The sequence below is a fragment of the Arthrobacter sp. FW306-06-A genome (assembly GCF_021870055.1).
GTDB lineage: Bacteria > Actinomycetota > Actinomycetes > Actinomycetales > Micrococcaceae > Arthrobacter.
In genome coordinates, this window is the sequence record NZ_CP084552.1 from 1551605 (window position 1) to 1564935 (window position 13331).

General features: G+C 66.8%; 11 protein-coding genes. 5 read left to right on the forward strand and 6 right to left on the reverse strand.

Going from position 1 to position 13331, the window contains the following annotated elements:
• Window positions 1-9: 9 nt before the first annotated feature.
• Complete coding sequence (locus LFT49_RS07165) at window positions 10-2532, reverse strand: MMPL family transporter (protein WP_236801773.1); 2523 nt, start codon at window positions 2530-2532, stop codon at window positions 10-12.
• 18 nt (window positions 2533-2550) lie between these two features.
• On the reverse strand, window positions 2551-3261 hold the full coding sequence (locus LFT49_RS07170; RefSeq protein WP_373993373.1) for a TetR/AcrR family transcriptional regulator: 711 nt from the start codon (window positions 3259-3261) through the stop codon (window positions 2551-2553).
• Window positions 3262-3423: 162 nt separating this feature from the next.
• On the opposite strand from LFT49_RS07170, the gene LFT49_RS07175 reads away from it, so the two are divergent.
• Window positions 3424-3987, forward strand: a complete 564-nt coding sequence (locus tag LFT49_RS07175) for a hypothetical protein (protein WP_236801774.1) — start codon at window positions 3424-3426, stop codon at window positions 3985-3987.
• An 82-nt stretch (window positions 3988-4069) separates the two neighbouring features.
• Here LFT49_RS07175 and LFT49_RS07180 read toward each other — a convergent pair whose 3' ends face one another.
• The 4 genes from LFT49_RS07180 to LFT49_RS07195 all read right to left on the reverse strand — a co-directional run bounded on the left by LFT49_RS07180 (window position 4070) and on the right by LFT49_RS07195 (window position 9404).
• Entirely contained in the window at window positions 4070-5506 is a 1437-nt protein-coding gene (locus LFT49_RS07180; RefSeq protein WP_237430156.1) for a dicarboxylate/amino acid:cation symporter, read from the reverse strand.
• Window positions 5507-5820: 314 nt separating this feature from the next.
• Window positions 5821-7506 carry a DUF885 domain-containing protein gene (locus tag LFT49_RS07185; RefSeq protein ID WP_236801776.1) on the reverse strand — a complete coding sequence of 562 codons (1686 nt, stop codon included), beginning with the start codon at window positions 7504-7506 and terminating at the stop codon, window positions 5821-5823.
• Between the two features lie 63 nt (window positions 7507-7569).
• Window positions 7570-7824: an acyl-CoA carboxylase subunit epsilon gene (locus tag LFT49_RS07190; protein WP_236801777.1), complete on the reverse strand. Its 255-nt coding sequence runs from the start codon at window positions 7822-7824 to the stop codon at window positions 7570-7572.
• Window positions 7821-9404 (reverse strand): acyl-CoA carboxylase subunit beta, encoded by a 1584-nt coding sequence (locus tag LFT49_RS07195; RefSeq protein WP_236801778.1) that lies wholly within the window; start codon window positions 9402-9404, stop codon window positions 7821-7823. Before LFT49_RS07195 ends, LFT49_RS07190 begins: the two co-directional genes overlap by 4 nt.
• Before the next feature lie 215 nt (window positions 9405-9619).
• Here LFT49_RS07195 and LFT49_RS07200 point away from each other — a divergent pair, with 215 nt between their 5' ends.
• The 4 genes from LFT49_RS07200 to LFT49_RS07215 are packed head-to-tail and all read left to right on the forward strand — an operon-like array spanning window position 9620 to window position 13283.
• Window positions 9620-10507: an SDR family oxidoreductase gene (locus LFT49_RS07200; RefSeq protein ID WP_236801779.1), complete on the forward strand. Its 888-nt coding sequence runs from the start codon at window positions 9620-9622 to the stop codon at window positions 10505-10507.
• Between the two features lie 41 nt (window positions 10508-10548).
• A complete protein-coding gene (locus LFT49_RS07205) occupies window positions 10549-11457 on the forward strand; it encodes a biotin--[acetyl-CoA-carboxylase] ligase (RefSeq protein WP_236801780.1) in 909 nt (302 codons plus the stop codon).
• Window positions 11450-12049: a PH domain-containing protein gene (locus LFT49_RS07210; protein WP_236801781.1), complete on the forward strand. Its 600-nt coding sequence runs from the start codon at window positions 11450-11452 to the stop codon at window positions 12047-12049. The genes LFT49_RS07205 and LFT49_RS07210 overlap by 8 nt, the downstream gene beginning before the upstream one ends.
• Window positions 12039-13283 (forward strand): adenylate/guanylate cyclase domain-containing protein, encoded by a 1245-nt coding sequence (locus LFT49_RS07215; protein WP_373462197.1) that lies wholly within the window; start codon window positions 12039-12041, stop codon window positions 13281-13283. The genes LFT49_RS07210 and LFT49_RS07215 overlap by 11 nt, the downstream gene beginning before the upstream one ends.
• The last annotated feature ends 48 nt before the right edge of the window (window positions 13284-13331 follow it).

Below are 13331 nucleotides of genomic sequence, written 5' to 3' on the forward strand. Positions count from 1 at the left end.
GGCTTCAGCCTAGTGGACCAGCTCGCCGGCAACCGGTGCAGCCTGGCCGCGGTTGAGCTTGGCGCCCTCCACGTCCACGTCCGGCAGGATCCGGTCCAGCCAGCGGGGCAGCCACCAGGACCTGGCGCCCAGCAGGTACATCACGGCCGGCACGATGGTCATGCGGACCACGAAGGCGTCGAACAGGACGCCGAAGGCCATGGCAAAGCCCAGCGGCCGGACCATAGTGAGGTGGCTGAAGATGAAGCCGGAGAACACGCTCACCATGATGATCGCCGCGGCTGTAACCACAGCTGCCGCGTGCCGGAAGCCCACACGGACTGCCTCCTTGGCGGATGATCCGTGCATGTAGGCCTCGCGCATCCCGGAAGCTATGAACACCTGGTAGTCCATGGCCAGGCCAAACAGCACGCCAATCAGGATGATGGGCAGGAAGCTCAGCACGGCACCCGGGTTGGCCACGTCGAAGACGTTCCCCAGCCAGCCCCACTGGTACACCGCCACCACGGCGCCGAAGGCGGCGGACAGGGACAGCAGGAAGCCGCCCGTGGCCAGCAGCGGAACCACGATGGAGCGGAACACCAGCAGCAGCAGGACCAGGGAAAGCCCGACGACGATCGCCAGGTAAGGCGGCAGGGCGTCACCAAGCTTCGTGGAGACGTCCACGTTGCCGGCGGTCTGCCCGGTCAGTCCCATGGCGACGTCGTAGTCGGCCTTGATGTCGCCGTTGAGCCCGCGCAATTCGGAAACCACCTTGACCGTACTGGCGCTGGCCGGGCCCTCCTTGGGGATGACCTGGAACACGGCGGTGCGGCGGTCTTCGCTGAGCGCCACCGGCACGGCGGCCACCACGTTGTCCACGGCGCGGAGCTTGTCCGCGATGTCGTACTGCAGCTTCTGCGCCTGGGTTGCGTCCAGGTTTGCGGGGAACTCGCCCACCGCCACGATGGGTCCGGTGACGCCTTCGCCGAAGCTGCGCGCGGTCAGGTCGTAGGCCTGGTAGGCCTCGGACTCCACGGGTTCGGAGCCGCCGTCGGGCAGGGCCAGCTGCAGCTGGGTAGCCGGCAGGGCGAGGGTGCCCAGCAGGAGGACGCCGGCAATAAGCGCCACCCACGGGTGCTTGGTGACCAAGCCGCCCCAACCGTGGGTGCTGCGTTCGCGGTCGAGCGCAAGGTCGCTGGCTTCGTGGCCCGGTTCAGCGTTGTGGGCCTCCGACTTGGCCCAGGCCCGCTTGGAGATGATGCGCCGGCCGATCAGGGACAGCATGGCGGGGGTCAGGGTGATGGCGACCAGGACCGCAACGGCCACGGTTCCGGCTGCCGAAAGGCCCATGACGGTGAGGAACGGCAGGCCGGGAACCACCAGGGCTGCGAGGGCGATGATCACCGTGAGGCCGGCGAAGACCACCGCGTTGCCGGATGTGCCGTTGGCCCGGGCCACGGACTCTTCAGGGTCCATGCCAGCCAGGAGCTGGGTCCGGTGCCGGTTGACGATGAACAGGGAGTAGTCGATGCCCACGGCGAGGCCCAGCATGAGGGCCAGCATGGGGGAGATGGAGCTCATGTCGAACAGGCCCGAGAGCGCGAACGTAATGCCGACACCCACGCCGACGCCCATGATGGCCATCAACAGCGGAAGCCCGGCGGCAATCAGCGTTCCCAGCATGAGGATGAGGACCAATGCGGCCACTGCGATGCCGACGATTTCCGCGGTACCGAAGAGGGCCGAGATGTCCTCGGTGATCTCCTTGCTCGCGAATGCCGTCACGCCGGCCGAGGAGGTTTCGTGGGCGATCTGCTGCACCTGCTTGCGGACCGTTGGGGCCAGTCCGTTGATGGACGTGTTGAACTGCACCTGGGCCACGGCCGCCTTGTTGTCCTCGGAAACGAAGCGGATCGCGGAGGCTGCCTGGGCCTGGCGCTTGCCGAGTTCCAGCTTGGCCTTATTGGCCTCCAGTTCCTGGGTGCCGGCGTCGAGCTTGGCCTGCCCGGCCGCCAGCGCCGCCTTCTGCTGGCCCAGCTGGGCCTCAATCAGTGCTGCCGGCGCTCCCGCCGCGGTGAGCTGCTGCTCGGCGGCCGCAAGCTGCGCCTTGCCGGCCTCCAGCTGTGTCCGGGAGGCGTCAAGCTGGGCCTGGCCGGCGGCCAGCTGCTGTTCGCCGTCGGTGATGGCCTTGCCGGCCTGGTCCACCTGGGCCTGGGTAGCGAACGGATCCACCGTGCCGCGGACTTCGGGGAGGGTCTGGAGCTTCTTCAGTGCGTCCATTACGGCCGCCCGGCTCTCCGCTGTGAAGCCTCCGTCGGGCGCTTCGAAGACGATGGTGGCGCTGCCGCCGGACGCCGAGGGCAGCTCCTGCTTGAGCTTGTCCGCGATCCGCTGGGTTTCGGTTCCGGGAATCTGGAAGTTGTTGGACAGGGTGCCGTGGAAGGCCGCGGCCGAACCGCCCACGGCCACCAGCACGGCAAGCCAAAGCGAGATGACAAGCCAGCGCCGGCGGTAGGAGAACTTGCCGAGGCGGTAGAGGAGGAGTGCCATGCGGGAGAGCCGATCTGATCAGGAGGAACGGGTTGCGGATGGGAAAGCAGAGGTGTTGAAGCCTGCGCCCAGCAGGGCCATGGAGTCGATGAGCAGCTGGCGGAGCTCGTCCAGCGAAGCGGGGGATAAGTCCGGGCCGCGGCGGCTGAACCAGACCTCCATGGCTGCCTTGCCGCAGGAGATGATGGAGCCGGCCAAGGCGTGGACGTACAGCTCGTCCTGTCCGCCGGGGGTACCGGCGAGGCGTTCCCGGGCGACCGTGAAGACCTGGGTCCGGCAGTAGTCCCATGCCTCGAGTTCGGGGTAGGACATCAGCGGGCTTTGCTGCGTCAGCGTGAACAGTTCCGCCAGCGGTGCTATGGCCTTGGGGTCGGCCAGGGCCACCAGTGCGGCCTGCGCCGACTCGAGCATGGGTTCCTCTGCCGGGCGGAGGCGCAGAATCTGTATGGCCTTGTCCAGGAAGCCGTGGACGATGGACGCCAGGGCGGCGTCGGTGCTGCTGAAGTAGTTGAAGAAGGTGCGGCGTGAAATGCCCGCGGCGTCGGCGATGTCCTCCACCGTAAAGTTGCCGGGGCCCTTGGAACGAAGAAGTCCCAGCGCGGCGTCCGTGATGGCCTGGCGCGTGGCTGCCTTGTTGAGCTCCCGGCGCGATGGGGTAGCCGGCTCAGCGCCTGGCGAAGAAAGGGGTATTGCCACAGCCCTTACACTACGTGCAACTTTGCACTGCATGCAAGTTGTGAGACTCCCGAGGGCTGGGGGTCCAACCGGATTCACAGGAGAACGAAAGGTTCCGAACAGCCGCTCCTGATCCTTCCCAGTGAAGCTTGGTGTGTCTCGCCAAGAGGTGTACCACCAGCAGCCGTCACGCGACGGCGAATCAGGAGACAAAAGATGAAACGCACGAAGAAGATGACCCTGGGCCTGTCAGCGGCAGCGCTGGCGCTCGGTGCCGGAATCGGCGTTGCCGGGATGGCCTCTGCCACCACTACGACGCCCACTCCCACGCCCAGCTCGAGTTCCAGCGCTTCGGCCGACGGAAGCACCGGCGCTGCCCAGGACGGGATGGGCAGGCACGGCGGCCGCGGCGGTCACGGCTTGGAGCAGGCCTCCACGCTGGCAGCGAAGCTCGGCGTGGACGAAGCCAAGGTGAAGGAAGCCCTGAAAACCTTCCGCGAGGCCAACAAGCCCAGCACGCCGCCGGCTGAGGGGCAAAAGCCGGATGCGGCTGCCCGCGAGGCTGCGCTCGCCAAGTCCCTTGCCACATCGCTGGGCATTGATGAGGCGAAGGTGACAGCGGCCCTCCAGGAGATCCGCAGCGAGGAGCAGTCCGAGCATGCCGCTGAGCTCAAGAGCCGGCTGGACAAGGCGGTCACGGACGGGAAGCTGACACAGGCCGAGGCGGACGCGGTGACCAAGGCTGTCCAGAGCGGAGTAATCGGGGGCGGCGGCCGCTAACCCAGCGTGCTGCGGAGTCCTTAACCCAAAAAGAGCGTCCCCGGGTAATCTCCCGGGGACGCTCTTCTATATCTGGTGCCCGTTACGCCTTTGCATCCTGCAGTTCGCGGGGTGCGGTGTCAGCAGTGGTGCCGTCGGTCGCGGTGGCCACGGCGTCGCTGTCGTCCACAAACGGCGTGCCGTTGCGGGGCGCGTTGTACAGCGACTCATCCAGGATGCCCTGTCGCTTGGCCACGATGGTGGGGACCAGCGCCTGGCCTGCAACGTTCACAGCGGTGCGGCCCATGTCCAGGATCGGGTCGATGGCGAGCAGGAGTCCGACGCCGGCCAGCGGCAGTCCCAGCGTGGAGAGCGTGAGGGTGAGCATCACCACGGCGCCGGTGGTGCCGGCGGTTGCCGCGGATCCGAGGACCGAGACCAGGGCGATCAGCAGGTACTGGCTGAAGTCCAGGTGGATGCCGAAGAACTGGGCCACGAAGATGGCCGACACGGCAGGGTAGATGGCCGCGCAGCCATCCATCTTGGTGGTGGCGCCCAGCGGCACGGCGAAGGAAGCGTAGGCGCGGGGGACGCCCAGGCTGCGCTCGGTCACGCGCTGGGTGAGCGGCAGGGTTCCCACGGAGGAGCGGGATACGAAGGCCAGCTGGACGGCGGGCCATACGCCGGAGAAGTACTGCCTGATGGACAGGCCGTGGCTGCGGATCAGGATGGGGTAGACCACGAACAGCACCAGGACCAGGCCTGCGTAGATGGCCACGGTGAACTTGCCGAGCGAGCCGATGGTGTCCCAGCCATAGACGGCGACGGCGTTGCCGATCAGGCCGATGGTGCCCAGCGGTGCGATGCGGATGATCCACCAAAGGACTTTCTGGATGACGGCGAGGGCCGAGGCATTCAGCTTCAGGAAGGGCTCTGCAGCCTTGCCCACCTTGAGGGCGGCGACGCCCACGGCGATGGCGATGACCAGGATCTGCAGGACGTTGAAGCTGACGGAGGTGGTGACGGCGCCGGAATCGCCGACGGTGGAGCTGGCACCCAGGCCCAGGAAGTTCTTGGGGAAGAGGCCCACGAGGAAGGCCCACCAGTCACCGGACTTGCCGGTGTACTTGGCGTCCCCGCTGATGCCGGTGTTGGCTCCGGGCTGCAGCAGGACGCCCAGGCCCATGCCGATCAGCACTGCGATCAGGGACGTGATGGCGAACCACAGCAGCGTGTTCCATGCCAGCCTGGCCGCGTTCGATACCTGGCGCAGGTTGGAGATGGAGCTGACCACGGCGGTGAAGATCAGCGGAACGACGGCGGTCTGCAGCAGGGACACGTAGCTTGAGCCGATGGTCTGCAGTGTGGCGCCGAGCGCGTTGGGGTTGGCCTTGGTGCTGCCGGTGTATTTGGCCAGCAGTCCGAGGCCGAGGCCCACGATAAGGGCGGCGATAATCTGGAAGCCGAACGAGCCCGCCCATTTGGGCAGCTGGAATCCGGTCTTCCCTGCGGGAGATGGGGTGCTTGTCTGAGTGCTCACCAGAACAAGCTAGACCCCATCCAATACCACGTCGAACCAACATTGAGAAATGTTACGTGCATGATTTGCGCCGAGATCTGGAAAAACCGCGAGAACGTAAGGCAGACAGTGGCATTTGTTACTTATTCCCAGCGCCGGTGTGCTTAACATCTCGCTGGTTCCGCGGGCAAAAGGCCCGCTGCCTTCCGGCAGCTTGCTCCCCACCGGCTCCCTAACCTCGCAAACTCGGCCAGGGAACCCTGCCGGCGTGGGCCCAGGCGTGAGGAACGAGCAGCGCGCAGAGGATGTCGCCCTTCCGCCCCTGGAGGGGCGAGCTAGGACAGCAGCGCCCGGCGAAGGGTATCGAGTCCAACGGAGCCGATGTTGAGGGCCTTGGTGTGGAACTCCTTGAGGTCGAACCCGGGCCGTGATTCCAGTTCGGTGCGGATCTGTTCCCAGAGGCGCTGGCCCACTTTGTAGGAGGGGGCCTGGCCAGGCCAGCCGAGGTAGCGGGTGAACTCGAAGTTCAGTTGGCCCTCGCTGATGGGGAGGTTTTCCTTGAGGAAGTCGTAGCCCTTGTCGGCGGTCCAGGTGCCGGAGCCCCAGCGTTCGGGGATTTCCAGTTCGAGGTGCACGCCGATGTCGAAGACCACCCGGGCTGCACGCATGCGCTGCATGTCCAGCATGCCCATGTGGTCGCCCGGGTCTTTCAGGTAACCGAGTTCCTGCATGAGCTTTTCGGCGTAGAGGGCCCAGCCTTCGCCGTGGCCGGAGGTCCAGCAGACGTTGCGACGCCACTTGTTCAGCAGTTCGCGGCGGTAGGTGGCAGTGGCCACCTGGAGGTGGTGGCCGGGGACGCCCTCGTGGTACACGGTGGTGGTTTCAGCCCAGGTGGTGAACGTGTCCTCGCCGGCGGGGACGGACCACCACATGCGGCCGGGGCGGCTGAAGTCGTCGGAGGGGCCGGTGTAGTAGATGCCGCCTTCGTCGGTGGGGGCGATCCTGCACTCGAGCTTCTTCATGACGTCCGGGATGTCGAAGTGCACGCCGGCGAGTTCGGCCACGGCTTTGTCGGAGAGGCCCTGCATCCATTCCCGCAGTGCCTCGGTGCCTTTCAGTTGGCGGGCGGGATCGTTGTTGAGGATTTCCTTGGCTTCGGAGATGGTGGCGCCTGCCTTGATGGTTGCCGCAACCTGTTCCTGCTCGGCGATGAGGCGGTCCAGTTCCTGCACGCCCCACGCGTAGGTTTCCTCCAGGTCCACCTCGGCGCCCAGGAACGAACGGGAAGCCAGGGCGTAGCGGCCCCTGCCTACGGCGTCCTTCTCGGGAGCAGCGGGGAGCAGTTCGGTGCGCAGGAATTCCGCCAGTCCGGTGTAGGCACGCCGGGCGGCGTCAGCGCCGGCGTCGAGCTTGTCCTGCAGGGCTGCGGGCAATGGCCCGGCAGAGGTGGAGGCCTGCGCCGCCAGCTTGGCGAAGAAGCCGTCTGCCGCGGCGTACTTCGCCACCTGCTCGATGACGATCCGCACCTGGCGTGCAGCTGCCACCCTGCCGGCGTCCTTGGCCAGGCGCAGGGATTCGGTGTAGCCGCTGATGGCCGCAGGCACGTTGTGCGCGCGCCCGGCAATGTGTTCCCAGTCCTGCTCGGTGTCGGTGGGCATGAGGTCGAAAATGGCCCTGATGTCCTGGGCCGGGGAGGCGATGTTGTTCAGCTCCGCGTACTCCCACCCGGAGGCGTGGATAAGGAGCTGCAGGCCCAGCCGCTCCCGCATGGCGTCCAAGGTGACGGCGTCCACGTCGTCCTCAGGCTCCAGGCCTTCCAACGCGGCCAGGGCATCACGTGCCGCCTCTGCGAAACCTGCGATGCCGGCGGGGGAGAAGTCCTGGTACTCCGTCTCATGTCCGGGCAGGCCAAGGGTGGTGGCAAACGTCGGGTTGAGCCTGATGAGGGTGTCTGTGTAGTTGTCCGCGACGGCGTCGATCCGGGTATGCGGGCGCGCGGCGGAAGAGGTGTCTGTAGTCACACCCAGAGCCTAACGGGGCAAGGTGGGCAACGTCAGCATGCCCCGCCGGGGTCGGCGCTCCTGTCAGCCCTGGCTGCGCTTCCAGGCGCCCGGCCCGGGCGTGGGGGCGAGGCGGAGCTGCTGCCGGCGCACCCAGTGGCGCACGCTGGGGCTCTTGCGGGGAGCAGGGCTCTCGCCACCCAGGGAGAGCACGACGGCGGTCAGCGCGGCCAGTTCCTCGGCGTTCGGCTGTCCTTTGACAACAGAGAGCAGGGGAGCGGCTTGGGCATCATGGGTGTCGGCTGGGCCTGCGCCCGCAGGGCTTTCAGTGGGCGTCACAGCGGGATGTTCCCGTGCTTCTTGGCGGGGAGGCTGGCCCGTTTGTCGCGCAGGGCACGCAATCCCTTGATGATCTGGATGCGGGTGTCCGAGGGGGCGATGACCGCATCCACGTAGCCGAGTTCGGCAGCCTGGTAGGGGTTGAGGAGTTCTTCCTCGTACTGGCGGATCACTTCGGCCCGGCGGGCCTCAACATCGCCGCCGTCCTGGGCGACGGCTGCCAGATCGCGCCGGTACAGGATGTTCACCGCGCCCTGCGCACCCATGACGCCGATCTGCGCCGTGGGCCAGGCCAGGTTCAGGTCCGCGCCAAGCTTCTTGGAACCCATGACAATGTAGGCGCCGCCGTAGGCCTTGCGGGTGATGACGGTGAGCTTGGGGACGGTGGCCTCGGCGTAGGCGTAGAGGAGCTTGGCCCCGCGGCGGATAATGCCCTGGAACTCCTGGTCCTTGCCGGGAAGGAACCCGGGAACGTCCACCAGGGTGATGATCGGGATGTTGAAGGCGTCGCAGTGGCGGACAAAGCGGGCGGCCTTTTCGGAGGCGGCGATGTCCAGGGTGCCGGCGAACTGCAGCGGCTGGTTGGCCACGATGCCAACGGTGTGCCCCTCCACCCGGCCGTAGCCGATCATCACGTTGGGGGCGTACAAGGCCTGCATCTCGAGGAAGTGCCCGTCGTCGACGATCTGTTCCACCACGGCGCGCATGTCGTAGGGCTGGTTGGCAGAATCCGGGACCAGCGCATCCAAGGCGAGGTCGTCGTCGTCAATTTCCAACTCCTGCTGGTGTCCCAGCACGGGCGCCTCGGACAGGTTGTTGGAGGGCAGGAAGTCCAGCAGTTCGCGCACGAACTCGATGGCGTCGGTTTCGTCCGAGGCCAGGTAGGTGGAGGTTCCGGTGGTGGCATTGTGCTGCCGCGCTCCACCCAGGGTTTCCATGTCCACGTCCTCGCCGGTGACAGTCTTGATGACGTCCGGGCCGGTGATGAACATGTGCGAGGTCTTGTCCACCATCACCACATAGTCGGTGAGGGCGGGGGAATAGGCCGCGCCGCCGGCGGAGGGGCCCATGATGAGCGAGATCTGCGGCACCACGCCGCTGGCATGGACGTTGTTGCGGAAGATGTCGGCGAACATGGCCAGCGAGGCAACGCCTTCCTGGATGCGGGCGCCGCCGCCGTCCAGGATGCCGACGACGGGGCAACCGTTCCGGAGCGCGAACTCCTGGACCTTGACGATCTTTTCGCCGTTGACCTGGCTGAGTGATCCGCCGTAGACGGTGAAGTCCTGGCTGTAGACGGCAACCAGCCGTCCATCCACGGTGCCGTAGCCGGAGACCAGGCCGTCGCCCAGCGGCTTCTTCTTCTCCATGCCGAAGGCGGTGGAGCGGTGGACAGCCAGGGCGTCGAACTCGACAAATGAGTCCTCGTCCAGCAGGAGGGCAATGCGCTCACGGGCGGTGTTCTTGCCCCGCGCGTGCTGCTTTTCGATGGCTTCGGGGCCGGAGGGCTGTTCGGCGCGCGCCTGGCGGTCGCGGAAATCGGCAATCTTCCCCGCGGTCGTTGTCAGATCGTGGCTCATCAAGTGTCTCCGGCTCTGTAGCAGGTCAATTCCGTTGGCTGGTACGTCGGGCTGCGCGGCGCTTTAAGTAGCATCCACACAAAAGACGAACCCTGCTGGCAAGTCTAGTGACGCTTTGGACGCCCACGGCTGTAGGGAACCTACAATTTTCTGCCGTTCCAGCCGCCTCCCATCAATGTTACTCACCGGTAACTTAGTTGGGCTACAGTGGTGCCATGACCCCAAGCGACGATGCTTTGCATGCTCCCGACAGCCCCTACCGGGCGGCAGGTTCCCTGGCCGGACGGACCATCCTGATTTCCGGCGGCAGCCGCGGGATCGGGCTCGCCATAGCCAAAAGGGCGGCGCGCGACGGCGCCAACATCGTGCTCCTGGCCAAGACGGGGGAGCCGCATCCCAAGCTGGAGGGTACGGTCTACACCGCTGCCGAGGAACTGGTGGCCGCGGGTGGCCAGGCTCTGCCACTGGTGGGTGACGTGCGCAGGGATGACGACGTGGCCGGCGCGGTGGATGCCGCGATGGAGCGGTTTGGCGGCATCGACGTCGTCATCAACAATGCGTCAGCCATCGACCTGTCCACTACGGACGCCGTCGACATGAAGAAGTACGACCTGATGCAGGACATCAACGTCCGCGGCACCTTCCTGCTGTCAAAACTGGCCCTGCCGGCGCTGCGGGCCTCGGAGCAGGGGCACATCCTCACGCTCTCCCCGCCGCTGAACCTGCACCCCTCCTGGGCGGGCAAACACCTCGCCTACACCATGGCCAAATACGGGATGAGCCTGACCACCCTGGGCCTCGCCGAGGAGTTGAAGGCGGACGGGATCCGGGTCAACTCCCTGTGGCCCTGCACCCTGATCGACACCGCTGCCATCCGCAACATGCCCCACGGCGAAAGCATGGTCCTGGCCGCGCGGGGCCCGCAGATCATGGCCGACGCCGCCCATGCGGTCCTCACCGGCGCCAACCTCGGTGCCGGCACGCCGCCGTCGGGCAACTTCTACACGGACGAGCAGGTCCTGGCTGCTGCCGGCGTGGCGGACTTCCGCCCCTACAGCCTGGGGGCGCCCGAGGACCAGCTGGTTCCCGACATCTTCCTGTAGCGGCGCCACCGGCGCGGTGTTCCGCTCGGTAGGATTTAGGTATGGACGACGCACACGCACCGGGCACCCCCCTGAACCGAGGGGACCTGGCCGACCAGCGCTTCCTGTCCGCCACGGGGATACCCCGGATCGATGTGGTGGACTCCACCGGTTCCACCAATGCTGACCTCCTGCGCGGTGCCACGGTGGATCCCGCGGCCTGGCCGGACCTCTCCGTCCTCACCGCCGAGTACCAGACTGCCGCCAGGGGCCGGCTGGACCGGCACTGGGAAGCTCCGCCGCTGAGTTCGGTGTCCGTCTCGATAGTCCTGCGCCCGGTCAACGCGGACGGACGGCCGCTGCCTACCCAGAGCTACTCCTGGCTCTCTTTGATCGCGGCCCTCGCGCTGCGGGAGACACTTTTGGAAACCGCCGGCATCCCGGCCGAGCTCAAATGGCCCAACGACGTCCTGGTGCGCGGCAGGAAGATCGCCGGCATCCTGGCACAGCTCGGACCGATGGCGGACGGCAACGTGCCCCCCGTCATCCTGGGCACCGGCCTGAACGTCACCCTGCGCGAAAGCGAACTTCCCGTTCCCACCGCCACCTCCGTGGCCCTCGAAGGTGCCGGCACCACAGACCGCACAGCCCTGCTGAAGAGCTACCTGTCCCACTTTGCGGTCCTTTACCGCAGTTTCTGCAATGCCGACGGCGACCCCACAGCGGGCATGGCGGGTGGGCCCTCGTTGCACAAAAGGGTGGAGGCCGTCATGGTCACGCTGGGCAAGCAGGTGCGCGCCCAGCTTCCCGGCGACCACGAAATTATTGGACACGCCTCCCGGCTGGACGACTACGGCTCGCTGCTGGTGGTGGACCGCGACGGGCGCGAGCACGTGGTGACGGCGGGAGACGTGGTGCACCTGCGGCCCTGGACAGCGCCGGACGCGCCCAACCAAGGCGGTTATGCGTAAAACCCTCGTTCCCGGGGAGCAGGTCATCGTCACAACCCGTCCGCAGCCGAGGAGGCTGGCCGGGGCTGCGGTGGCCTTCGTGCTGGCCCCGGCGCTGGCTGCCTACGCAAGCGCCTGGATCATCCGCGGCGGCGCGGCACGCCTGGCGCCAGCGATCGGCCGGCAATGGACGCCGTGGCTCGTCACCGCCTGCGTCCTCGCGGCTGCAGCGGTATGGCTGGGCTACTGCCTGCCGCGCCTGCTCCGCTGGCAGGGCACCCGCTACACCCTGACCAGCCAGCGGATGGTGGCCCGGTACGGCCTGCTGAACCGGAGGGACCAGCAGGTGAACCTCGCATCGGTCCGTAACCTGACGGTCCACGAATCGGTGCTGCAGCGATTGGTGCGCTCCGGGAATATATCCTTGGAAACCGGGTACCAGGGCGTGGTGACCTTTCGTGACGTGCCCGAGGTTGCAAGGTTCCGTGACTTTATCCTCGATGCCATCGGGGAATTGCCGGATGAAAGCGGGGCCCAGCCGGGCGGCGCCACGTATTACCCCGCCGGTGCGTTTCCGGAGGATATGAGAGAAGGTGGACGGGATGACCGATGAGGACCAGCAGGAACGCGTCGACAGCATCGCACCCGGCACCGCCGGCTTTGATCCTGCCCCTTTTGGATCCGCCGCTTTTCGGCCTGCCGCTTCTGATACCGGCGCGGACTCCTCCGCCGACCCGTCGGGGTCCGAAACCTTTTCCGACCCCGTGATGCCCGCCGTCGACCGGCACCCGCCCACCGGCGCGATGTCCGCCGAGCGCCTTGCCATGAAGGCCCTCGAGGCCCGCCTCCTGGGCGGGGAACGCAAGCTGCGCCGTCGTGAAGTTGCGGCCGGCGCCGGCCTTTCACTCCTCTCGGCCCGCAAACTCTGGCGCGCCCTGGGCTTCCCGAATCTCGGCGACGAGGACGTTGCCTTCACCGAGCGCGACCAAGCGGCCCTGTCCACCGTGGTGGACCTGGTCCGCACCGGCAAGCTGACCGAGGAAGCGGCCATCTCGATCACCCGCTCGATCGGGCAGATGACCGACCGCATGGTGGTCTGGCAGATCGAGGCCCTGGTTGAGGACATGGTCCACGAGCAGGGCGTCACGGATGCCGTGGCCCGAAAACGGCTGGTCAATGAGCTCCCCGCGTTGGTTGACCCGCTCGAGGAAGTCCTGGTGTACTCCTGGCGCCGACAGCTCAACGCCGCCGTCCAGCGTCTCGCCCTCCGGGCTGAAGCAGGCTTACAGGCGAGCGAAGAAGGCCGGGAAGGCGACGAGGATGACGCGCCGCTGCCCCTGGCCCGCGCCGTGGGTTTCGCGGACCTGGTTTCTTACACCAGCCTGTCCCGCCGGATGAACGAAAAGACACTCGCACGGCTGGTCCAGCGCTTTGAAAACAAGTGCGCCGAGATCATCTCCGTGGGCGGCGGACGGCTGGTCAAGACAGTGGGCGATGAAGTCCTCTATATCGCCGAAACCCCTGCGGCCGGCGCCGAGATTTCCCTGGCGCTCGCCGAGGCCTTCACCGAGGATGAGATTCTCCCGGAAGCCCGGGTGGCCATGGTGTGGGGCAGGATCCTGTCCCGCCTCGGTGACATTTATGGTCCCACCGTCAACCTCGCAGCACGCTTGACTACCCTCGCCGATCCCGGCACCGTCCTGGTGGACTCCATGACCGCCTCTGCCCTGGAGCACGATGAGCGCTTCGTCCTGATCCCGCAGGACCCCGAAAACGTCCGCGGGTTCGGCGAGATCAACCCGGTACGCCTCACGCGCGGCCGCGGCAAGGGCTTGGTGTTGGACTAAGCCCTGGTGAATCCGGGGCGCGGCGTCTTGGTTCCGGCGTCCTTGTCA